At 69.7% G+C, this 22,408-nt stretch carries 22 protein-coding genes; 12 read left to right on the forward strand and 10 right to left on the reverse strand.

What is annotated here, in order from left to right:
* Positions 1-187: 187 nt before the first annotated feature.
* A complete protein-coding gene (locus FS532_RS18625; RefSeq protein ID WP_186321913.1) occupies positions 188-349 on the reverse strand; it encodes a hypothetical protein in 162 nt (53 codons plus the stop codon).
* 285 nt (positions 350-634) lie between these two features.
* Positions 635-988 (reverse strand): SdpI family protein, encoded by a 354-nt coding sequence (locus FS532_RS04850; protein WP_186321914.1) that lies wholly within the window; start codon positions 986-988, stop codon positions 635-637.
* 144 nt (positions 989-1,132) lie between these two features.
* Here FS532_RS04850 and FS532_RS04855 point away from each other — a divergent pair, with 144 nt between their 5' ends.
* Positions 1,133-1,900, forward strand: a complete 768-nt coding sequence (locus tag FS532_RS04855; protein ID WP_186321915.1) for a serine hydrolase domain-containing protein — start codon at positions 1,133-1,135, stop codon at positions 1,898-1,900.
* Here the strand turns inward: FS532_RS04855 and FS532_RS04860 are convergent.
* Positions 1,878-2,822 (reverse strand): phosphotransferase family protein, encoded by a 945-nt coding sequence (locus FS532_RS04860; RefSeq protein ID WP_144750965.1) that lies wholly within the window; start codon positions 2,820-2,822, stop codon positions 1,878-1,880. The genes FS532_RS04855 and FS532_RS04860 overlap by 23 nt on opposite strands.
* Entirely contained in the window at positions 2,792-3,790 is a 999-nt protein-coding gene (locus tag FS532_RS04865) for a LacI family DNA-binding transcriptional regulator (protein ID WP_186321916.1), read from the reverse strand. The genes FS532_RS04860 and FS532_RS04865 overlap by 31 nt, the downstream gene beginning before the upstream one ends.
* Positions 3,791-3,949: 159 nt before the next feature.
* Between FS532_RS04865 and FS532_RS04870 the strand changes: the two genes are divergently transcribed.
* The 4 genes from FS532_RS04870 to FS532_RS04885 are packed head-to-tail and all read left to right on the forward strand — an operon-like array spanning position 3,950 to position 9,103.
* Positions 3,950-5,245 carry an ABC transporter substrate-binding protein gene (locus FS532_RS04870; protein WP_186321917.1) on the forward strand — a complete coding sequence of 432 codons (1,296 nt, stop codon included), beginning with the start codon at positions 3,950-3,952 and terminating at the stop codon, positions 5,243-5,245.
* A complete protein-coding gene (locus FS532_RS04875; RefSeq protein WP_144750971.1) occupies positions 5,242-6,192 on the forward strand; it encodes a carbohydrate ABC transporter permease in 951 nt (316 codons plus the stop codon). The genes FS532_RS04870 and FS532_RS04875 overlap by 4 nt, the downstream gene beginning before the upstream one ends.
* Positions 6,189-7,172 carry a carbohydrate ABC transporter permease gene (locus tag FS532_RS04880; protein ID WP_144750973.1) on the forward strand — a complete coding sequence of 328 codons (984 nt, stop codon included), beginning with the start codon at positions 6,189-6,191 and terminating at the stop codon, positions 7,170-7,172. The genes FS532_RS04875 and FS532_RS04880 overlap by 4 nt, the downstream gene beginning before the upstream one ends.
* Positions 7,169-9,103 (forward strand): beta-L-arabinofuranosidase domain-containing protein, encoded by a 1,935-nt coding sequence (locus FS532_RS04885; RefSeq protein WP_144750975.1) that lies wholly within the window; start codon positions 7,169-7,171, stop codon positions 9,101-9,103. Before FS532_RS04880 ends, FS532_RS04885 begins: the two co-directional genes overlap by 4 nt.
* 69 nt (positions 9,104-9,172) lie before the next feature.
* Here the strand turns inward: FS532_RS04885 and FS532_RS04890 are convergent, their stop codons facing one another.
* The 3 genes from FS532_RS04890 to FS532_RS04900 all read right to left on the reverse strand — a co-directional run bounded on the left by FS532_RS04890 (position 9,173) and on the right by FS532_RS04900 (position 10,400).
* Positions 9,173-9,457 (reverse strand): HepT-like ribonuclease domain-containing protein, encoded by a 285-nt coding sequence (locus tag FS532_RS04890; RefSeq protein ID WP_222121939.1) that lies wholly within the window; start codon positions 9,455-9,457, stop codon positions 9,173-9,175.
* Positions 9,458-9,506: 49 nt separating this feature from the next.
* Positions 9,507-9,818: a nucleotidyltransferase family protein gene (locus FS532_RS04895; protein ID WP_144750977.1), complete on the reverse strand. Its 312-nt coding sequence runs from the start codon at positions 9,816-9,818 to the stop codon at positions 9,507-9,509.
* Between the two features lie 156 nt (positions 9,819-9,974).
* Positions 9,975-10,400 carry a PRC-barrel domain-containing protein gene (locus FS532_RS04900; RefSeq protein WP_144750979.1) on the reverse strand — a complete coding sequence of 142 codons (426 nt, stop codon included), beginning with the start codon at positions 10,398-10,400 and terminating at the stop codon, positions 9,975-9,977.
* A gap of 158 nt (positions 10,401-10,558) precedes the next feature.
* On the opposite strand from FS532_RS04900, the gene FS532_RS18890 reads away from it, so the two are divergent.
* The 3 genes from FS532_RS18890 to FS532_RS04915 all read left to right on the forward strand — a co-directional run bounded on the left by FS532_RS18890 (position 10,559) and on the right by FS532_RS04915 (position 12,930).
* Positions 10,559-11,134: a DUF2510 domain-containing protein gene (locus FS532_RS18890; RefSeq protein ID WP_222121940.1), complete on the forward strand. Its 576-nt coding sequence runs from the start codon at positions 10,559-10,561 to the stop codon at positions 11,132-11,134.
* 183 nt (positions 11,135-11,317) lie between these two features.
* Positions 11,318-12,556, forward strand: coding sequence for an ice-binding family protein (locus FS532_RS04910; RefSeq protein WP_144750981.1), 1,239 nt, complete (start codon positions 11,318-11,320; stop codon positions 12,554-12,556).
* Between the two features lie 152 nt (positions 12,557-12,708).
* Complete coding sequence (locus FS532_RS04915; protein WP_222121941.1) at positions 12,709-12,930, forward strand: hypothetical protein; 222 nt, start codon at positions 12,709-12,711, stop codon at positions 12,928-12,930.
* A gap of 71 nt (positions 12,931-13,001) precedes the next feature.
* Here FS532_RS04915 and FS532_RS04920 read toward each other — a convergent pair whose 3' ends face one another.
* Both FS532_RS04920 and FS532_RS04925 read right to left on the reverse strand, forming a co-directional pair.
* The gene (locus FS532_RS04920; RefSeq protein WP_144750982.1) at positions 13,002-14,474 is read right to left on the reverse strand and encodes a GH32 C-terminal domain-containing protein; all 1,473 of its coding nucleotides are present in this window, start codon (positions 14,472-14,474) and stop codon (positions 13,002-13,004) included.
* Positions 14,471-15,565, reverse strand: a complete 1,095-nt coding sequence (locus FS532_RS04925; RefSeq protein WP_144750984.1) for a LacI family DNA-binding transcriptional regulator — start codon at positions 15,563-15,565, stop codon at positions 14,471-14,473. Before FS532_RS04925 ends, FS532_RS04920 begins: the two co-directional genes overlap by 4 nt.
* A gap of 137 nt (positions 15,566-15,702) precedes the next feature.
* Between FS532_RS04925 and FS532_RS04930 the strand changes: the two genes are divergently transcribed.
* Genes FS532_RS04930 through FS532_RS04945 form a run of 4 tightly spaced genes read left to right on the forward strand, consistent with a single transcriptional unit; the run spans position 15,703 to position 20,340 of the window.
* Complete coding sequence (locus FS532_RS04930; RefSeq protein ID WP_144750986.1) at positions 15,703-17,106, forward strand: ABC transporter substrate-binding protein; 1,404 nt, start codon at positions 15,703-15,705, stop codon at positions 17,104-17,106.
* On the forward strand, positions 17,106-18,053 hold the full coding sequence (locus FS532_RS04935; RefSeq protein WP_144750988.1) for a carbohydrate ABC transporter permease: 948 nt from the start codon (positions 17,106-17,108) through the stop codon (positions 18,051-18,053). Before FS532_RS04930 ends, FS532_RS04935 begins: the two co-directional genes overlap by 1 nt.
* Positions 18,050-18,958 (forward strand): carbohydrate ABC transporter permease, encoded by a 909-nt coding sequence (locus tag FS532_RS04940; RefSeq protein ID WP_144750991.1) that lies wholly within the window; start codon positions 18,050-18,052, stop codon positions 18,956-18,958. The genes FS532_RS04935 and FS532_RS04940 overlap by 4 nt, the downstream gene beginning before the upstream one ends.
* A complete protein-coding gene (locus FS532_RS04945) occupies positions 18,955-20,340 on the forward strand; it encodes a glycoside hydrolase family 32 protein (RefSeq protein ID WP_144750993.1) in 1,386 nt (461 codons plus the stop codon). The genes FS532_RS04940 and FS532_RS04945 overlap by 4 nt, the downstream gene beginning before the upstream one ends.
* A gap of 56 nt (positions 20,341-20,396) precedes the next feature.
* Here the strand turns inward: FS532_RS04945 and FS532_RS04950 are convergent, their stop codons facing one another.
* Complete coding sequence (locus FS532_RS04950; protein WP_144750995.1) at positions 20,397-22,301, reverse strand: ABC transporter ATP-binding protein; 1,905 nt, start codon at positions 22,299-22,301, stop codon at positions 20,397-20,399.
* Between the last annotated feature and the right edge of the window lie 107 nt (positions 22,302-22,408).

Genomic DNA, 22,408 nt, shown 5'->3' on the forward strand with positions numbered 1-22,408 from the left:
ACCTGCACCTAACACTCTGGATGCGCAACTCTACATATTCTTGGGTGTGTCGCCCGCATAGACGCCTCTCGAGTTGACGGTTGGCGAGACTCTGCCGGATCGCTTCAGGCTCGCCATCACGGGATGGTTGGCAAGAATCCAGGCGCTGGTGCGTCCGGCGCCACGGGAAGTCCTTGCGACTCACCGTTCACTGCTTGCGCCAGCGGCGACGGCGTTGCTGCTTGATGTCAGTGACGATCGTCCCGCCGCCGATGACGCTGACAACGCAGAGCATCAGGAAAGGCGATGACGGCATCGTGAGCTGCGTTGCTTCGGTGTCCTCCACGTCGAGGATCGCGAGTGCGTTCATGATGATCCCGGCGATGGCCGCGCAGACTCATGCGCTGAAGAGCGCGATCGCGAGGGGCTTCAGCTGCCTACTACTTCTGCCGTTGTCATGCCTTCCGGGATGGCTGTCCAGTCACCAGGCTGTGACGATCGAGGGGAGTAAGAGCCACACGGTGAGCAGCCAGGGGACGTCGATGATCACTTTCGGTGTGTCTGCGTTGCTTTACGGCTCGGCGCGTTGTCGGATCCCAACGACTGCGACCGGGCGGGTTGAATGTGGCGTGGCGCCGCCGACGGGCGGGGCTACTCATCCATCGGGTGATGCTCGGCGCACCGCGCGATGGGCGACCGTGATGGAGAGGAGCGCGCCGCCGACGAGCACCACGGCGGCAACGATCACGGAGACCGGGGTGCGGAGCTGTGCAACGCCGATGCTCACGGAGCACCACAACACGGTGACCGCCCCGGCGATGACCGTCGGACGCAGCGCTGCACGATGTCCGATCTGCCACGCGGCATCGCTGGACATCGTGATCCGCGTCCGCACCCCGGCGAGGTCGTTCCGGGCCAAGGTTCCGCTGGCGGCCCTCCAGGTCAGCCAGGTCACGAGAACTGCTGCACCGATCTCGGATGCCAATGCGAACACCATTGCTCCACCCACGCGGCCAACGCTAGCGCCCCGACGGGAGGAACGGCAATATTCTGGATCTGACGGCTTTCGAGAAAGGGGCGGGGCGTGCGGCATCCGCGGAAGACATCGGGGCGGTGGCGCGCCAGCCTCCGGACGAAAGGGGCTTGGAGATCGGTGCGCGACGCCCACGGCCCCTACTCGACCGGCTCCCTCGTCGAGTGGGGCAGCATCACGAAGGGCCTCGTCGGCACCACGGCCCACCTGACGCTCGACGCCGACCGTCTCGTCGCTGACTTCCTCCCGCAGCTCCCCGACAAGCGCATCACGATCGCTGACCTCGTCCACCACACCTCGGGTCTCCCACGCCTCCCGAGTGGCATGGGCGACAATCCGCTCGGCGACCCCTACCGGGCGACGGTCGGCCAACCGCTCGACCACGCGGCGATGGTCCCGGCCACACCCCGCGGCGCGTACGTCTACTCGAACCTCGGCTACGCGCTCCTCGGTGAGGTGCTCGACCATGTGCACGGCGACTGGTTCGGAGCCGTCCGCCAGCACGTCCTCGAGCCGGCGGACATCCGCACGGCGACGACCGACCCCGATCCGGACCAGCGTGTGCTCGCGAGGTTGGTCTTCAGGAAGACCATCACGCCGTGGGCACTGACCGGCTCGCCGTACGCCGCAGCCGGTGGCGTGTGGTCGACCTTCGAGGACCTCTGTCGCTACGCCGAGTGGGCCCTCGCGGACGACGCCCCAGCAGCACGGCGAGTGAGCTGGCAGCGCGAGGGTGCGACGACCTGGATCAACGGCGAGGTACGAGCGGCCGGTGCGGTGATAGCAGAAGCCGACGGAGTCACCGCCGTCGTCCACGCCCTCGCGAAACCACCTCACGCCGCCGACAAGATCGCCACCGCACTCATCAAGCAGGAACTGACCCGCTGACCGTCCGCCGGATCCGCCCCTCCGCCACCGCCCGCACCGCCGCATCCGGATGGTGCCCGAAGATCGCCAACTCCACCCACAGGTCGTAGAACGCCAGCCGATCCGGGAGCGACGGCCGCGCGAACAACTCCGGGTACGCCTCCTCCAACCACCCCCGCACCGGAGCCAACGACGCCACATCGAGCCCCCGCGACGACGGCGTCGGCGGGAACTCCTCCGGCCGTGCACACCACCGCAGGATCGTGTCGAGCTCGACGTCCGCCGGCTGTGCCACGGCCTCGGCGAAGTCGATCAGCCCCGTGACCTTCCCGTCGTAGACCATGATGTTCGACCCGTGCAGATCCCCGTGGACGAGCACGTGCGGATCGGCGTCGAACAGCGGCAAGTGTGAGGAAACCCAAGAGCGGACAGAAGCGGACGATCCGGCATCCTCGACGAGCGCCATCGCCGCACCAACAATCGGCGGGTGGTACGCCGGCCAGGAGCCTCCGGCCAGGGCATCACGGAGCCACGGCGGCATCAGAGCAGCCGGCGCCGGCACTCCGTGGAGCGCCCGCAACGCGTCCCCGAGCGAGTGGAGGATCGACCGACGCTCGGTGACCGAGGCGGTCGGCCACGTGTCGTGCAGCGTTCGACCTGGCAACCGCGAGGAGACGTACCAGGCACCCTCAGCCGAGGTCCCGTGCGCGATGTGCCGAGCGTGCGGCACGTCCGTCCCCTCGAGCAGTGCCACGACGGAAGCTTCGTGCTCATAGGCCCCCGCGGCAGAAAGCGGACCCGTCCGCACGACGTACGACGACCCCACCCACGCCCGACTGACCCACCCGCCCTTCGCCTCGTAGTGCCCATCGGCCGGCAGACCAGCAGCAGCGAGCACGCCATCAAGCGAGATCACGTCGACTGCCGCGGCACGAGGAAGCACTCCGCCGTCCGGACCCCGCCCTCGACGACCTCCCCGGCGATCTTCCGCATGAGCAGGTCAGCCGCCTGCCGCCCGACCTCGCGCAGGTTGAGGTCGACCGACGTGATCGACGGCCGCGCAGCATCGGTGATGACGCTCCAGTTGTCGACCCCGACGACCCCGACCTGCGTCGGCACGGCGATCCCCGCTTCGCGCAGGCAGTCGACGACCCCGCGGGCGATCTGGTCGCTCGTGCAGAACACCCCGTCGAACTCGGTGCCGAGCAGTCGCGTGGCGGCTTCGTACCCCCACCGCTCGCTCCACTCGCCGTACAGGGCGTCCCCACCGGCGAGTGTCGCCCCCGCGGCGGCGATCGCGCGCTTGGCGCTCTCGACGCGGTGCGAGCTGGCGGTGTGCCGACGGGCGCCCGAGATGACCGCGATGGAACGACGGCCGGAGCCGATCAGGTGGTCGATCGCGCGCGCGGCGCCTGCTTCGTCGCCCGGCACGATCGAGACGTCGGACGGGTCGAGGGACGGCGACAGTGCGTAGACCGCGGGCACCCCGAGCAGTCCGGTGATCGAGGGCCGCGGGTCGCTCGAGCGACCGGTCACGACGATGCCGTCGACGCGCTGGTTCAGGAACGTCTGCACGTAGTGCGCCTCGCGGATGGGGTCGCCTCGGCTCTCGGCGAGCAGCATCGACACCTCGCCCGGCCCGAAGGTGTCCTCGGCTCCGGTGAGGATCGGGATGGTGAACCGTCCGTAGGCGTCGGTGGAGAGCACCCCGACCAGGAAGGACCGGCCTGGAGGCACGACTCGCGTCTCGGCGCGCACGCTCAGTCCCAGCTCGGTCGCCGCTGCAGCGACGCGTTGCCGCGTCCCCTCGGCGATCTGCCCGCGCCCGTTGAGGACCTTGGAGACGGTCCCGACGGAGACGCCGGTCTGGGCGGCGACGTCGGCGAGCGTCACCTCACGTCGGTTGACCACGGCGTCCTCCTTGCGATGCGAGCGTACGGCACTCGGCAAACCTTGCCGCATCACGATTCGGACGTCAAGCATTGACACGGCTTTCGTCCCGTTCTACCTTCGGCAACTACAGCAAACATTGCCGCAACGATGCGGCGAGCTGCACAGCGGGAGATGACGATGAAGACATCCACGATCCGGCGGTCCGCGATCGCGGCAGCCGCACTGACGATCGCCGCACTCGGGTTGGCCGGGTGCTCCTCGAGCGGGACCGCCGACAGCGGCGGTACCGCGAAGGGCACGGTGACGCTCTGGCAGCGTGACGGCGGCGTCGACCTGACCGACCAGGTGAAGGCCTACGAGAAGGCGAACCCGGACGTGCAGGTCAAGCTCTCCACGATCCAGGCCGACCAGTACCTCACGAAGCTCGCGAACTCCGCCCGTGCGGGATCGGTCCCGGACCTCGTCAGCTACGACATCGTCAACACCCCGCTCCTCGCGACCCAGGGGTTGCTGGCGGACGTCACCGACAAGGTGAAGAGCCTGTCGAACAAGGGCGACCTCGCGCCGGCCGGTGTCGAGATCGGCACCCTCGACGGCAAGAACTACGCCCTGCCCGTGGCGCTCACCGGATCCCAGATGTTCTGGAACAAGTCCCTGTTCGAGAAGGCGGGCCTCGACCCGACCAAGCCGCCGACGTCCCTCGCCGAGGTGAAGGCTGCGGCGGAGAAGATCCAGGCACTCGGCGGCGGGGTCACCGGGTTCTCGACCCTCGGCGGTGTCGGGCAGGCGTGGACCGGGTTCCCGAGCTCCTGGGCGAAGAGCGGCAGCGTCCTGACGGCGGCGGGCAAGAGCCAGAAGGCGGAGTTCACGAGCGACAACCTCGTCGGGATGGTCGACTGGTATCAGGACATGTGGAAGTCCGGGCTCATGCAGAAGACCGACGAGCCGAACCAGGACCCGGGCAACGTCGGGCAGGAGAACGCCCTGAACGGCAAGGTCGGCATCGTCTTCGGCGGCGCGAACACACTCACCGCGAAGAAGGCCGACTTCGGCAGCGCCGTCGGGATCCCCGGCGTGGACGGCGGCTCCGGGTCGTTCCTCGGCGGTGACGAGATCGGCATGACCGCGGGTGCGAAGAACGCAGACGGCGCGTGGTCGCTCATGAAGTGGCTCGTCAGCTCGAAGAAGGCCGCCGAGATCGACCTCTCCCAGGGCTGGATCGCACCGGACCTCACGGTGGCGAAGAGCCTGGCGACGGACGACTGGTCCAAGGACATCGTCGACACGCTCGCGATCGGCAAGCTCCCGAAGAGCATCGCCTACAACGCGGTCATCAACGACCCGAACGGCCCGTGGGCGCAGCAGTCCCAGAAGGTCATCTTCCAGGGAGCCGACGCGGAGACGGCCCTCGCGAGCGCCGAGAAGCAGGCCAACTCCCTCATCGAGCAGGCCTACAGCCAGGTCGGGCAGTGACAGCCGTCACCTCCTCGGCGCTCGCCGGGGTCGCGGACGGGGCGAAGCGCTCCCGTCCGCGTTCCGCGAGTCGTCGTCGGCAGACGCTTGCGTGGGTGCTCGTGGCGCCGGCGCTCGTCCTCGCGGTCGTGTTCTTCGTCGTGCCGATGGTGCTGCTCGTCGGGATGTCGTTCTCGAACTGGCCGCTGCTCGGCAAGGTCAGCGTCGCCGGCGTCGCGAACTACGCGCAGGCGTTCCAGGACACCGCGTTCTGGCGCTCCCTCGGCTTCTCACTGCTCTTCACGGTGGTGTCGGTGCCGCTCGGGATGGCTGCGAGCTACGCCGCCGCGACGATGGTCCGTGGCGAGGGTCGACTCGTCTCCTTCGTCCGGACGGCGTTCTTCATGCCCGTCGTGATCGGGTTCACCGCCGCGGCGTACATGGCGAACGTGCTCCTCGTGCCGGGGACCGGCGTGATCAACGTCCTGCTGCGTTCGGTCGGCCTGACCAACGGCGACACGGCGTGGTTCACGTCGCCCGACACGGCGTTCTGGGCGGTCATCGTCCTGACGGTGTGGAAGTCGATGGGCGTCGCGATGATCCTGCTGATGGCGGGCATGCAGGCCGTGCCGACCGAGGTGATCGAGGCGGCGAAGATCGACGGTGCCGGGTGGCGGCGCCGTGAGGGCTCGGTGGTCTTCCCGCTCGTCCGACGGCAGTTCGCGCTGTGCATGCTGCTCGCGGTGTCCGGCTCGATCCTGGTGTTCGACCAGTTCTACGTCCTGACCAAGGGCGGCCCGAGCGGCTCGACCACGACGACCGTCATGTACACGTACCAGCAGTCGTTCGTCCGCTACGACCTCGGCTACGGCGCCGCCCTGTCGATGATCCTCACCGTGATCATCCTCGTCATCGCGATCGTCCAGCTGCGGGCCCTGCGCTCCACCGGACAGGAGGACGAACGATGAGCGCCACCGACGTGACCAGACGGACGACCGCAGCGTCGCGACGGAACGCGAGCCGCGCCTCCAGGCCGGATGCGCCGGAGGCGCCAGGGGGACCGGGCCGGACCGACGTGCCGGGCGTGACCCCGCCGCGTCGTCGTCGGGTGCACGCGAGCGGCGTCGCGTACGTCGTCGTGGGCACGGTGCTCGCACTCCTCTTCATCGCACCGGTCCTGTACATCCTGTTCCGGTCGTTCCTGCCGGCGGACGCCGACGCACGGGGGATCGGGTTCGAGTCGATCGCGACGCTGACGCTCCGGAACTACACGAAGGTCTTCGACCCGTCGGTGGACCTGCGGCAGAACATCGTCAACTCGTTCGTGGTCGCGATCTCGGTCGCCGTGCTCGTCGCGATCGTGTCGACGCTCGCCGCGTACGCGCTGTCGAAGATCCGGTTCCGTGGCTCGACGATCGTGTTCGTGCTCCTGCTGGCGCCGCTCGTCGTGCCGTTCCAAGGGCTGCTCACGCCGCTGTCGATCGTGCTCGGCAAGCTCGGGCTGCTCGACTCGCTCGCCGGCGTGGTGCTGGTGCTCGTGACGCTCCAGCTGCCGTTCTCGGTGTTCGTCATGCGGAACACGTTCGACGGCATCCCCTCGGAGCTCGAGGACGCGGCCGCCATCGACGGCGCCGGCACCGGGCGGATCCTGCGCTCGGTGATGCTGCCGCTTGCGTGGCCGGGACTCGTCACCACCGCACTGTTCGGCTTCATGGCCGGCTGGAACGACCTGCTCAGCTCGGTCACGTTCCTGTCGACCGACAGCAAGTACACACTCCCGCTCGCGCTGTCGAGCATCAGCACGTCCTTCAAGATCCCCGGTGTCCCGGTGATCGACCCGGGGCTCCTCACCGCCGTCGCCTGCGTGGCGACCGTGCCGGTGGTCGTGCTGTTCCTCGCACTGCAGCGGTACTACACCAGAGGTCTCATCGGAGGATCCATCAAATGACCATCACGGACACCCCGACCACCGGCACCGCTGCCGACGCTCCCGCACCCGGCGGTCGGCCGCACCGGCCCCTGCCGCTCGGGAGCATCGGACCCCGCGGCTGGCTGCTCGACCAGCTCCGCTTGCAGGCGGACAACATCACCGGGCAGCTCGAGGCGCTCTGGCCCGACGTCGGCCCGGACAGCGGTTGGCGCGGCGGGCCGGGCGAGAACTGGGAGCGCGGGCCGTACTACCTCGACGGCCTGGTGCCGCTCGCGCACGTGCTGCACGACCAGCGGTTGCTCGACCTCGCGACGCCGTGGATCGAGTGGATCCTCGGGTCGCAGCGCGAGGACGGGTTCTTCGGCCCGGCGGGCAACGACGACTGGTGGCCGCGGATGGTCGCCCTGAAGGTCCTCACGCAGCACGCGGACGCGACGGGTGACGAGCGGGTCGAGCCGTTCCTGGAACGGTACTTCCGGCATCAGCTCGACGCGCTGCCGGGGCGTCCGCTGACGTCCTGGGGTCGAGCCCGCGGCGCCGACAACGCGCTGTCGGTCTGGTGGCTGTACGAGCAGACCGGGGATGCGTGGCTGCTCGACCTCGTCGACGTGCTCGCAGCGCAGACGATCCGGTGGGACGACTACCTGACCGGCGACCTCATCACGGGAGCCGCGCGGGTGTTCTCGCACCGGACGCACGGACCGAACGTCGCGATGGGGCTGAAGACCGGCGCCGTCGACGCGCTCCGCGACCGCGCCCTCGCCGGACACGCGGCCCGCACGGAGTCGGCGTTCGGGAACCTCGACCGGTGGCACGGACAGGCACACGGGTGGTTCTCCGGCGACGAGTGGCTCGGCGGACCGGCCGCGACGGCGGGGGTCGAGACGTGCCAGGTCGTCGAGATGATGTTCACGCAGGAGGTCCACGCGCAGGTGTACGGCCGGGCGATCGACGGGGACCGGCTCGAGAACCTGGCGTACAACCTGCTGCCGGCGTCGAGCGACCCTGAGATGCGCGGACACCAGTACCACCAGCAGGCGAACCAGGTCGAGGTGTCGGTGGCCCGTCGGGAGTGGAGCTTCTCGTCCGACGACGCCGGGATCTTCGGCCTCGAACCGCACTTCGGGTGCTGCACGGCGAACCTGCACCAGGGGTGGCCGAAGTTCGTGTCGCACCTGTGGTTGCGCGACGACGACGGGCTGCGGGTGGTCGCGTACGCACCCTCCGAGGTGTCGACGTCCGTCGGGGAGGACCCGGTGGCGATCACGGTCGACACCGAGTACCCGTTCGACGAGACCGTAACGATCCGGGTGGCGACCGAACGGACGGATCCCTTCGCCCTGCGGGTCCGGATCCCGTCGTGGGCGACCGAAGCGACGCTGACCGTCGGGGGAGTGGCCGTCGCACTGGACACCGCGGTCGACGGGTACGTGACGCTGTCGCGGGACTGGTCGTCCGCCGGTGACGTGGTCCTCGTGCTGCCGATGCGTGCTCGGGTGGTCCGACGCGAACGCCAGGCGGCAGCGGTGCGGCTCGGCCCGTTGACGATGGTCTACTCGCCTGGCGAGCGGTGGGTGTCGCACGACGGGGCTCCGGGCATCGGCGAGTGGGAGGTGCACGCGCGGCAGTCCTGGAACTGGGCGCTGTCCGACCTGCGCGACGCCGCCGACTGGCGGGTCACCCGTGGTGCCGTGCCCGCGGCGCCGTGGTCGCTGCGGGACCGGGAGAGCGCGGCGGTCGTGCTGCACGCTCCGGGAGCGCGGGCGACCGAGTGGCGGATGGCCGGTGCGCAGGCGGAGGTCCCGCCGCCCAGCCCGGTGCTCGACCACGGGCCCGACGACGACCTGCGGCTGGTGCCGTACGGTTCCGCCCGGCTGCGGGTCACCGAGTTCCCGGTCATCGGGAACTGGCGCGACGTCGACGACGTCGACGAGCCAACGGGCCGCTGAGCGACGGACTGGAGGCGCGGTGCCAGCTGGCACCGCGCCTCCAGACCTCTGCTCACACCGGAGGCGTGCTCAACCGGCCAGATCTGTCCCGGCAAGCGTCGCAGCGAGCTTGGCCAGCTCGTTGTCGACGACGTCGACCACGATGTCCGAGCGCACCCGGAAGTACTCGTGGATCACGACGTTGCGAAGCCCCGCGATCGCCGCCCACGGGACGCCGGGCTTGCCCGCGGTGACCGCTTCGGGGAGTGCCTTGACCGCCTCGCCGATGACTGCGAGGTTCCGGAGGATCGCATCGTAGGCCATCGCCGCGAGCGCCTCGTCATCTGCGTCGAGGTGTGGCGGTACGACGCACATCGCTGGATGGCAGCGAGGATGTCCTCACGGCGATCTGCCGCCGAACGACTCACAGCGCGGTCGCGTCCCTGGCTGCTGACGATGAGACTGCGTCCCGGAGGAGGGATTCGGCGACCACGTCGACGTCCATGTGCAGCTCGCGGCGGAACTCTTCGCCGATTCCGGAGACGCGGAGGAGATCGTTGCCCGCACCCGGGTCGAGATCGACGATGATGTCGAGGTCGCTGTCGGCCCGGGCGTCGCCGCGTGCCACGGAACCGAAGACGCGCGGGTTCCGGGCGTGGTACCGGTCCAGGATCGCGTCGAGTGCGGACCGGTGGGCGTCGATCGTCGCGCGGAGTGCGACGGTCTCGGCGTTCATGGAGCCAGGATACAAGACGATGCCCGACGGGCGCGGGCATCCCGGACGCAGGTCCGGTCAACACGTGCGACCGGCGATCGTCCCGACGGGTGGACGACGGAGCGGTGGAGCAGCACGGGCCGGTTCGACGTCCCGGCCGACGCGACCGCGATCCGCTCACGCGGGCGGCGTGGTCCCCGCGCCCTCGGTGTCGTCCGCACCTGCGGGACCTGTCCCGGCCTGGTCGAGGTTCTCGTCCGGGTCGCCCATGTCCCCGGTCGCTGCGCCGACGGCGGACAGCCCGAAGTGACTGCGAACGGCGTTCGCCTCGGCGAGGGACAGCGTGGGTGCGGCCCCGAGGTGCGGCGCGCCGTCGATGGCGTCCTTCGTGTACCCGACGCGCAGATCCGTGCCGTCGAAGGTGGCGTCCTCGACCGGGACGAGCGACTGGCGCCTCCCGAGCATCCCCGACGCGACGCTGACGTACGCGGCACTTCCGTCCTCGTCGGAGGGGAACACCTGTGTCACCTTGCCGACCGTTGCACCGTCGCGGTCACGGAGCGTCGCGCCCTCGACCTGGTTGATGAGGCTCTTGGGGATCATTGACGTAGTCAACGCCCTGCCCCTGACGCTTGCGGGCAGGAGCCGCGCCTCCGGACCGAACTGAACGATCTGTCATGTCCGAATCGCAGCCGTCATCTCCGCCGTGCCCTACGGTCGGAGCGGGGGCCCGCCGCTCCCGCGGATCACGAGGAGCATCGATGTCGACGACACCCCCTGGCTGGTACCCGGACCCGTCCGGACAGCACGGCACCCGGTGGTGGGACGGCGGACAGTGGACGCAGCACGTCGACGGGCCGACCGAGCAGATGGACCGCCCGCGGATCCCCGACCACGTGCCCACCGACACGGTCTTCGTCTGGATCCTCGCGCTGCTCCCGCTCGTCGCGCTGCCGATCTCGCTCCTGTACACCCCGGAGTTCCGGTACGCCACGCTCGCGCCCGGCGGGGTCCGGACGGTGGATCCGAGTTCGATCTACACGCCCGGGTACTTCCTGTTGCAGGCCTTCAGCGTCCTGCTCTTCGCCGCCGAGGTCGTCCTCGCGTTCTTCGACCACCGTGAACTGCGACGTCGCGGTGTGGTGCGCCCGTTCTCGTGGGGCTGGTCGTTCCTCCTGTCTCCAGTCCTGTACCTCATCGGCCGGTACGTGGTCGTCCGGAAGGTGGCGCCCGGTCGGCCGATGTGGCCGCTCTGGGTGGGCATCGCGGTCGCGGTCCTCGGGATCGTGCTGGGGATCACGCGGGTCGTCACCACGTTCCAGCAGGTCTTCTCCTAGGAGTCCGCCCGACGCCGGGGCCCGGATCGACTCCGGGACGGTCGTCTGCTCCACCTGCGATCCGATGGATCCTCGAGCCCTGTCCTCATCCCCAGCCGATCAGGCGCATACTGCGGAGACAGGAGAACGTTCCCGCGTCGTCGACGTGCACCCAGGCCCTCTCCCGATCAGACAGGGGCCAAAATGGCCACGTCCCGTTTCCTCCGTCCCACGATCATCGCGCTGACCGGCATCGGTCTCGCTGCCTCGCTGTCGGTGATGACGACCTCGGCAGCCTCTGCCGCGACCGTCATCGACGGCCCGGTGAACCTCGGCACCGCCGCGACCTACGGCGTCCTCGGTGCGAGCGCGGTCACGAACACCGGCCCGTCCGTCGTCAACGGGGACCTCGGGCTGTCGCCCGGCACGTCGATCACGGGCTTCGGGGGTGCGCCGAACGGCTCGGTCAACGGCACCACGCACCAGACCGACGCCGCCGCGGCACAGGCCCAGCGCGACACCACGACCGCGTACGACGTCGCGGCGTCGTTGTCCCCGACGCAGACCGGCCTCACCGAACTCAACGGGCTCTCGCTCTCGCCCGGGGTGTACTCCGGTGGCGCGTTGGCGCTGGCGGACAACGGCGCACTGACCCTGGCCGGCAGCGCGGACTCGGTCTGGGTGTTCCAGGCAGCCTCGACGCTGACCATCGGTTCCGCCAGCCGGATCACGATCACCGGCGGCGCGAGCTCGTGCAACGTCTTCTGGCAGGTCGGCAGCTCGGCCTCGGTCGGCACCGGCGCCCAGTTCCAGGGCACCGTCCTGGCACAGCAGTCCGTGACGGCCACGACCGGCGCGACCGTGCAGGGTCGCCTGCTCGCCCGTACCGGTGCCGTGACGCTCGACACGAACACCATCACGGCGTCCACCGGCTGCCCGGCTCCGGGAACACCCTCCGAGACGACCGCGCCGGTCATCACCTCGGGCGCACCCACCACGGCGACGGCCGGGACGCCGTACTCGTACGCGGTGGTAGCGACGGGCACCCCCACCCCGACCTACACCGCGACCGGCCTGCCCGCCGGCCCGACGATCAACGGGACCACCGGCGTCATCTCCGGCACCCCCACGACGCCGGGTTCCTCCACGGTCACGATCACCGCGTCCAACGGCACGACGCCGAACGACACCCAGACCGTGGTCATCACCGTCCAGCCGGCCGCCACCCAGTCGCCCACCCCGACGCCGTCTGCCCCGACTACGCCGCCGGTCACCGGTGCGACACCGACTGCCGTGGCCGGTGGCGGCACCACCCCGACCGGTGAGCTCGCGTTCACCGGCAGCGACCCGACCGTGCCCCTCGGCGTCGCGGGAGCGTTGCTCCTGGCCGGCACCGGCATGGCCGTCATCGCCCGCCGGCGCCGCCTGGCAGGTCGCGACTGACGAGCCCCTCGCCGCGCACGGTCTCGGCAGCCACTGACGACGGGGCCGTGCGCGCAGCACCTCGATACCGTTCCCTGCGACGACGCGCACGTGGAGGGGAGCAGCATCCCCCTCAGCACACACCCTCGTGTGCCTTCGACGAAGGACTGACCGTGAACCCCATCAAGTACCTCGCCAGCGTCGGCGTCAAGAGCGACTACGCCTACATCGGTGCGTTCGCCTCCATCGGCTTGTCGCTGCTCAGCTGGTCGGTCTCCCGTGGGAAGAAGGCCGACAGCAAGGCTCAGGCCGACCGCTGGGGCATCTTCATCGGCCACTGGGCGCCCACCTTCATGGCCCTCGGCGTCGCGCTCTCGCTGGAGGAGAAGCACTAGCCAGCCAGCAGACGGACGGGAGGCGCGGTGCCAGCTGGTACCGCGCCTCCCGTCCGCCTGTGCGGAGCCCGTCAGCGTGTGCTGACGGTGGCCCGCTCCAGTGTGAACGCACCGTCCTGCGCGAAGAGCGCGAGTCGACCGCTGGGGCGGTCGTAGAGGCGCGTGCTCAGCGCGACGGCGCCGTCGACGACGGCGACGCAGACGTCGCCGTCGAGGTGCACGTCGATGCGGTGCCGACCCGGGGTGAGCGGGACCGCGCGCTCGAGCTCGACCGCATGCGGTACGTCGCCGAGGATCTGCCACTGCTCACCACCGGTCGTCCCGCGCGGCCACCGATCGAGGACGAGTCGGTCGCGGTCCGGTTCCAGGCGGAGCACGTAGCCCGCTTCGCCGTCGTCGCTCGTGCGGAGCAGTACACCGTACGACCGGGTGTCCGGGGCGACGTCGAGCTCGACGGTCACGAGCGCCTCGACGGGCAGCTCGGGCCCGACCCAGCACGAGGAGCGGCTCGTGGCGCCACCGCCGACCGTTGCGGCTGCTCCGTTCCGAGGCGTGAAGTCGGCCGTGACGTCGACCTCGTCCGTGTACGCCGCCGTGACGGTCCGGGGGAGGTCGAAGCGCAACGACCCGTCCGGTCGCTGGTGGGCCTGGAGGGTCGCCATGGTGCCGGCCCACTGCCACGCGCCGGCGTCGCGCTGACCGTCCTTCGTGGCGATCCAGCCGACGAAGAACCGGTCCGCACCGAGCGCGACGGTCTTCGCGGCGTAGAACGCCCGACCGTCGACGGTGTCGTTCGCGGGAGCGAGCCACGGCCCGTCGGGCGACCTCGCGATGCGGTAGCGGGTGCAGAACGCGTCGGAGAACTCGGAGTACACCAGGTACCACCAGTCGCCCCACCGGAAGACGTCGGGGCACTCGTGGGCGATGAACCGGTGCGGCGCCCAGAGCGGTTCGGCGTCGCGCCAGGTGACGAGGTCGTCCGACTCGAGGCGCGCGACGACCCCGGAGCGGCGGTACGGCTCGTCCGGTCGTCGGGTGGCGAGCAGCATCTGCCACGGCCGGTCGTGGGACGGCCGGAACACGAACGGGTCCCGCCAGTCCTCGGGCGCGTAGCCCGGCAGAGCCGGCAGGTCCCACTCGGGGTGCTTCGTCCAGGCGGTGAGGTCGCCGTCGGAGGTCGCGTGGCAGACGACCTGGACGTCCTTCCGCCCGAGTGCGGTCTCCGTGGTGATGCGGGGGTTGTGACCGGTGCTGAACAGGTGCAGCAGGCCGGTGTCGTCGCGGACCACACTGCCGGTGTAGCAGTCGAAGTCGCCGGCGTCGGGACCGCCCGAGGGCAGCACGACGCCGTGGTCCTCGAAGGTGACGAAGTCCGTCGTCGACACCGCACCCCAGGGCATGCCGGTCGGTCGGTCGACGGGCGCCGCTTCCGGTCGTTCGTCGAGCAGGTAGTACAGCCACGCTCGGCCGTCCTGCTCGAACGGGATGACGTCGCCCACGAAGCCGTTCGGCGGGCGGAAGTGGGTGCTCGGTACGGCGGTCACGCGGACTCCTGCGGGTCGAGGGCGATTCGCGGTGCGGTGTCGGTCCGCGGTGCGGTGTTGGTCCGCGGCGCGGCAAGGGAACTGCGTGGGACGTACTCGCACGGCACGAGGTGGCGGCCGGGCTCGTGCGTCTCGGCGAGCAGGAGCGAGCCGGCGTCGAAGCCCATCTGCTGGTGGGGGAGTGCGACCGTGGTCAGCGGCGGGTGCATCTGGTCGGCGAGGTCCGGCTGGTCGTCGAAGCCGACGATGCTGATGTCCTCCGGGCAGCGCAGCCCGAGCGACTGCGCGGCCATCAGGGCACCGACGGCCATGCGGTCGTTCCCGCAGACGAGGGCGGTCGGTGGGTCCTCCGCGAGGAACTCCATCGCGAGGTCGTAGCCGGAGCCGACCTGGTAGGTGCCGAACCGGACGGGGACTGCACCGGTCGGGATCCGCGCTGCGGCGGCTGCCTCGTCGAACCCGCGCTTGCGCTCACGACAGGCGTAGTCGTCCTCCGGACCGCCGAGGAACGCGACGTTGGTGTGCCCGGCGGCGAACACGGCAGCGGCGACGTCGTACCCGCCCTGGTACTCGTCGGCCAGCACGGTGACCGCCGGTGCGCCGTCCGGCGGGAAACAGTTCACGAAGACCGTCGGTACGTCGTCGACTCCCGAGACGGGTCTGACGTCCTCGGGGCCGGGCGCGGCGTAGATCAGTCCGGCGACACCCTGCTGCACGAGGTTCGCGACGGCGGCCTTCCCGCCGTCGGAGGTCTGCGCGGTCTCGACGACGAAGCAGACGTAGCCGGCTTCCTGTACCGCCTGCTGCACGCCGAGCACGATGTGGCCGGCGTACGGCTGGGAGACGAGCCGGTCCGCGATCACCCCGACCGTGTACGACCGGTTCGACCGCAGGGACTGCGCGGCTCGGTTCGGTTGGAAGTTGAGCTCCTTGGCCGACTCCAGCACGCGGGCGCGGGTGTCCGCCGCGATCGAGACGTCGCGCCGGTCGTTCAGGACGAACGACACCGTCGGCTGGGAGACGCCGGCATGCCGAGCGACGTCCTTCATCGTGATGCGGTGCGACGGTTCCGTCCGCTTTCGGCTCGCCATCTGATCTCCTTCGACCCCCTCATCATGGCAGAAGCAAATACGTATTGCCTCACTGGGTCGACGTGTGTACGCTCGGCGAGCAAATACGTATTGGCTCCGGCGTGACGGGGCCACGATCGCTCAGAGAGGAGCGACCCATGGCGAACGGATTCAGCACTCCGATCGACCGACGCACGCTGTTCAGGTTCGGTGCGGCCGGGCTCGCGCTCGCCGGCGTCGGATCGCTGGCCGCGTGCTCGACTTCCGGCGGCGGTGGCGCGACGGGCACGATCAAGATGCTCTACTTCGGCGAGCAGAGTGCGGCGACCGCGCTGCAGAAGGCCATCGAGCCGAAGATCCGGCAGCTCGACAAGAAGGCGAGCCTGCAGGTCACGGCCATCAACGGCACCGACTGGAACGACTTCCTCGCGAAGGTGCTCACGCAGATCGCTTCCGGTGACGTCCCCGATATCGTCAGCGTCGCGACCGAGGGGCAGCAGCTGCTCGCCTCGAAGGACCTGTTGACGCCGCTCGACGACCTCGTCACGAAGAACCTGTCCGGGCTCTCGGCCTACTTCAAGGGCATCCACCCGTCGTTGGTCGAGTCGACGATGTACCAGGGGCACCTCTACACGCTGCCGGACAGCTTCAACGCGGGCAGCATGTTCTACTCGACCTCGCTGTTCGAGAAGGCCGGGCTCGCACGTCCGGCCGCGAACTGGTCGATGGACGACTTCCACTCCTCGGCGGAGCGCCTGGCGAAGGTCGGCGGCAGCACCTACGCGTTCGACTGGGTCGTGCGGCTCTGGGGCAGCTGGACCTCGTTCCTGTACGCGAACGACGGCAACCTCCTCGAGGAGGGGCGCTACTCCGGCGGCGACTGGCTCTGGGGGAGCAAGGCGTTCGACGGGAACGCCGTGGGGGTCAGCGGTCGCAAGGGCGGCTGGAAGTGGGGCGACCCGACCGCGAACTCCGATGCCGCGGTCGAGGCGCTGCAGTACGTGATCGACCTCCAGAAGTCCGGGGCGTCACCGTCGCCCGACGTCGGCGGCGGCAGCACGCTGCAGGGGCTGTTCTCGTCCGGTCGCATCGGCATGACGATCGGCGGCGGGTTCTGGGCCGGCGGACTCCACAACGCCGGCATGAAGAACGGCAGCTTCGACGTCGTGCAGTTCCCGACGTGGAAGAGCAACAAGTCGTTGTTCGGGGCCGGAGGCTACGGGATCTTCAACTCCTCGAAGCAGAAGGACCTCGCGTTCGAGGTCATCAAGCTGATGGTGCAGCCGGAGAGCTTCGACGCCCTCTGGCCCGGGAACGTCACCACCCCGGCGCAGAAGTCGTTGTTGACCGCGGACCGGTACGAGACGACCGGACCGGAGCACTGGTCGGTGTTCTACGACCAGCTGGACAACTCGGTGCCCATCTCCGCACCGCCGTACTACAACGCGCTCGCGACGGCCCTCAACCAGCGCACCACCCAAGCGATCTCGTCCGGCAACGCGAAGAAGGCGCTCGACGGCCTGCAAGCCGACATCGAGAAGGCCGCTGCGCAGGCGTCCTGATGACCACGACGACAGGAATCCGCTCCCGGCGGGCTGCCGAGGTCGCAGCCCACCGCCCGGCGGCCAAGCGCGTCCGGCGTCGCGAAGCCTCCTTCGGCTACGCGATGATCGGACTGGCGGTGGTCTTCGTCGCCGTCTTCACCTTCATCCCGATCCTCGCGTCGCTGGGGCTCTCGTTCACGTCGTGGGACGTGATCAGCAGTCCGAAGTTCGTCGGTCTGGACAACTACGTCCGACTGTTCACCGACGGCCCGGTCCTGGCGTCCTTCGGGGTCACGGTCGTCCTCGCCGTGTGCATCGTCGCCCTGCAGATCTCGCTCGGGATGCTGCTGGCGGTCCTGGCGAACAACCGGAAGCGCAACGCCACGCGCGTGTTCTTCCGGACGTCGTTCTACCTGCCGCTGCTCGCGTCGTCCGCCGCGGTGTCGATCTTCATGGGCTACATCTTCGACACGAAGTTCGGGCTCATCAACTACTACCTGAACGAGATCGGGCTCCCCGGGGCGCACTGGCTGAACGACCCGTTCTGGGCCAAGGTCACGGTGGTGCTCGTGGTGGTCTGGCAGCAGGTCGGCTTCACGTTCGTCCTGTTCGTCGCCGCCCTGATGTCCGTCCCGGTCGACGTGCAGGAAGCCGCGGCCATCGACGGCGCCGGGCCGTGGCGCACGCTCTTCCGGATCAAGATCCCGCTGATCAGCCCGACGATCCTCTTCGCCACCGTCATCGCCATGATCAACGCCATGCAGTTGTTCGACCAACCCTTCATCATGACGAAGGGCGGGCCGGGCACCGCGACGACGACCGCGACCATCTCCCTGTACCAGGCCGGGTTCCAGAACCTGCAGTTCGGGTTCGCCTCCGCCATCGCGATCCTGCTGCTCGTCATCATCGGCATCATCACCGGGATCCAGTTCATCGCAGCACGAAAGCTGGTGTTCTACCAATGACGACGACCGACGTCATCAATCCGCTCCATGCGCCGGAGACCGTCGCGCAGCCGAGCGTCGCCCACATCGTCCGTCGCCGGCGCCCCGTCGCGAAGATCGGCAGCGTCATCGGGCTGGTCATCCTGATCATCGCCGCGGTGTTCGCGCTCGGCCCGCTGCTCTGGACGTTGACCACGTCGCTCCGCACGCCGGCGGAATCGTTCGAGAACCCACCGCAGTGGATCCCGCTCTCGTGGGACTTCAGCAACTACGCGGCGGTGTTCAACCAGATCCCGATCGGGCAGTTCTTCGTGAACAGCGTGGTCGTCACGTTGCTCATCGTCGTCGGGCAGACCATCACCTGCACCCTCTCCGGCTACGCGTTCGCGATGATCAGCTTCCCCGGGAAGAACACGATCTTCGGCGTCTTCCTCGCCACGATGATGGTGCCCATCCAGACGATCATCATCCCGGTCTTCGTCATCCTGAAGGACATGGGGTTGACCGGCTCCATCGCGTCCCTGATCGTGCCCGCCCTCGGCAGCGCGTTCGGTACCTTCCTCATGCGGCAGTACTTCATGCAGATGCCGAAGGAGCTCGGGGAGGCCGCCCGCATCGACGGAGCGACCCAGTTCGGCGTCTTCTGGCACGTCTACTCGCGGATGGCCAGCCCGGCGATCGCGACGCTCGCGATCCTGAACTTCTCCGGGTTCTGGGCCGAGTACTACCGGCCGCTCATCTTCCTCAACCAGCAGGAGACGTTCACGCTGCCGCTCGGTCTGGTCGGCCTCCAGGGCAACCTCGGCACCGGCTCGATCTCGGTCGTGCTCGCCGGGGTGGTCTTGACGATGATCCCGAGCGTGCTGCTGTTCATCGTGGCCCAGCGGTACTTCATCGAGGGCGTCACCGCGGGGTCGTCCCGATGACCGGTACGCCCGTGACCGACGCCCGCGTCCCGACGCCGTTCCAGGAAGCAGCCCCGACCGTGATCGCAGCCGTCGACCACCACCTCCCGCAGTTCCACGTCCGGCTGCCGCGCGGCTACGTCAACGACCCGAACGGTCCGATCGACATCGGTGGGCGAGCCCATCTGTACTTCCAGTCACGGCCGCGGGTCGACCTCGACGTCCCGGTGGAGTGGGGGCACGCGACGAGCGACGACCTCGTGCACTGGACCCTCCACCGTCCTGCGATCGTGCCGGTGCCCGGCGGTGCCGACTCCGGCGGTGCCTGGTCGGGCAACACGGTCCTGCACGACGGGGTCGTCCGGGCGTACTACTCCGGCAAGGTCGACCACAGCCCGTTCCAGTCGGTGCTGCTCGCCGAGTCGACCGACGGCGGCAACACCTTCGGCGCGCCGGTGCAGGTGGTCACGGACCCCTCCGCGGACGAAGCGATCACCATGTTCCGCGATCCGTTCGTCTGGCAGGACGACGACGGCTGGTCGATGGCGGTCGGCGCGGCGGGGGCCGACCAGGTGGCGTCCGTCCGGCACTACCGCTCGTCCGACGGCGTCGACTGGACCTTCGTCGGCGACCTCGTCGCGATGCCCCGTGAGACGGTGCACGGCGTCGACACGGGCGAGGGGTGGGAGTGCCCCCAGGTCATCACGGTCGACGGCTCCGACGTGGCGATCGTCGCGTCGTGGTCCCATGCCGACGGGCCGGGCGACGTGCTCGCGGTCCCCCTTCTCGGCGAACCTCGGCCGTACCGGATCGACGACGGCGGGCACTTCTACGCGGCATCGGTGATGCGGACGGGCTCGTGGGGGCCGGTGCTGTTCGGGTGGGTCACCGAGGGACGGACCGAGCAGTGGACCGAGCAGGCGGGCTGGTCCGGCGCGATCTCGCTTCCTCGGCGCACCTGGCTGGAGGACGGCCGCCTCTGCACCGAGCCGCACCCGGCCGTCGACGTGCTCCGTTCGGGCGTACCGACGAGCGCGGCGGGGGCGACGATCGGAGCCCAGGCCGAGGTCGTGCTCCCGGTCCCCGTCACCGGACGCATCCGCTTCCGGTTCTCCGACGCCGAGTTCCTCGACGTCGTCGTGGACACCGAGGCGGACACGCTCACCGTCGACCGGGCCTCCGCCAGCGTCGACCGGCGTGCTGACCGGAGCCCTTCGGTGATCCAGTGCCCGTTCGACGAGGCGTCGGACCGACCGGCAGTTCGGGTGCTCCTCGACGGCTCCGTGGTCGAGGTCTTCACCAGTGCCGGTCGCTCCGTCACGACGCGGGTGTACCCGGTGCAGGCGCCGCCGTGGACGCTCGAGGCTCGGGCCGAAGCGATCTGGTGGTCGCTGGGAGATTGACGGACTGACTGACGGACTGGAGGCACGGTGCCGGCTGGCACGGCGCCTCCAGTCCGTCACCGGGGTGCGTCGAGTGCGCTCTCGTCGGCGGCGACGTTCTTCTGCACCGCGAACTGGGTCCGGTGCAGTTCCTCGTAGCGTCCGCCCGCTGCGAGGAGCTCGTCGTGCGTGCCGCGCTGCTCGATCGACCCGTCCTCGACGACGAGGATGAGGTCCGCGCTCCGGATGGTGGAGAGCCGGTGGGCGATCACCATCGCGGTGCGGCCCTCCAACGCCTCGCTCAGGGCGGCCTGCACGGCGGCCTCCGAGGTCGAGTCGAGTGCCGCGGTCGCCTCGTCGAGGATGACGACGCGCGGCTGGGCGAGCAGGAGCCGCGCGATGGTCATGCGCTGGCGCTCGCCGCCGGACAGCCGGTAGCCGCGCTCACCGACCATGGTGTCCAGCTGGTCCGGCAGTGATCGGATGAGAGGCTCGAGCCGCGCGCGGCGGACGGCGTCCCACACCTCGTCGTCGGTCGCCTCCGGCCGGGCGAGCCGGAGGTTGGAGCCGATGGTCTCGTGGAACAGGTGGCCGTCCTGGGTCACCATGCCGAGGGTGTGCCGCATGGAGGCGAAGGTCACGTCGCGGACGTCGGCGCCGGCCAGTCGGACGGCGCCGCTGTCGACGTCGTACAGGCGCGAGAGGAGCTGCGCGATCGTGGACTTGCCGGCGCCGGACGTCCCGACGAGGGCGACGGTCTGCCCTGGTTCGATCCGGAAGGAGACGCCGTGCAGCACCTCCTCGCCACCGCGGGTGTCCAGCGTGGCGACCTCCTCGAGGGAGGCGAGCGACACCTTGTCGGCGGCCGGGTACGCGAAGCGGACGTCGTCGAACTCGACGGACACCGGACCCTCGGGGACGGCGGACGCGTCGGGCTTCTCCTGGATGAGCGGCTCGAGGTCGAGCACCTCGAAGACGCGCTCGAAGCTCACCACCGCGCTCATGATCTCGACCCGCGCGTTGGCGAGGCTCGTGAGCGGCGCGTACAGGCGGGTGAGGAGGAGCGCCAGGGTGACGACGTCGCCGGTGTTCAGCGAGCCGCCCAGCGCGAGCGAGCCGCCGAGGCCGTACACGAGCGCGAGGGCCAGGGCGGAGACGAGCATCAACGCGGTGACGAAGACGAACTGCAGCATCGCGGTGCGGACCCCGATGTCCCGGACCCGGGCGGCGCGGACGCGGAACTCCTCGGCCTCCTCGTCGGGCCGGCCGAACAGCTTGACCAGGGTGGCGCCTGGCGCGGAGAACCGCTCGGTCATCTGCGTGCTCATCGCGGAGTTGTGGTCGGCGGCCTCGCGACGGAGCGCGGCCAGGCGGCTGCCCATCCGGCGGGCCGGGATCAGGAAGACCGGGAGCATGACCACCGCGATGACGGTCACGAGCCAGGACGTGCTGAGCATCACGGCGAGGGTGAGGACGAGCGCCACCAGGTTCGTGACGACGCCGGACAGCGTGCCGCTGAAGGCTTGCTGCGCGCCGATCACGTCGTTGTTCAGGCGGCTCACGAGGGCGCCCGTGCGCGTCCGGGTGAAGAAGGCGATCGGCATCTTCTGCACGTGGTTGAACACCGCGGTGCGGAGGTCCAGGATCACGCCCTCGCCGATGCGCGCGGAGTACCAGCGCGTCAGCAGCGACGAGGCGGCGTCGGCCACCGCCACGATCGCGATCACGACCGCCAACCAGACGATCGTGGAGACCGCGCCCCGGGCGGCGATGACGTCGACCACCTGGCCGGCGAGCACCGGTGTCGCGACGGCGAGGAAGGCCCCGACGACGGACAGCGCGATGAACACCACCAGCTTGGCCCGGTAGGGGACCGCGAACGTCATGATCCGTCGGAGGGACTCACGGGCGAACCCGTGCCCGCCGTCCCGGGCGGAGGAGATCTTGTACAGCGAGCTCCAGGCCGCGCCTTCCATGCTCATCGCAGGTGCCTCTCGTGGGATCGGACCCGGCTGGGCTGTGGGCGCGTCGGGTGGACCGGGCGAGCCTAACCCGCCTGGAGGCGTCCACCACGACGGGCAACGACTCT

The organism is Curtobacterium pusillum, from assembly GCF_007673235.1.
GTDB lineage: Bacteria > Actinomycetota > Actinomycetes > Actinomycetales > Microbacteriaceae > Curtobacterium > Curtobacterium pusillum_C.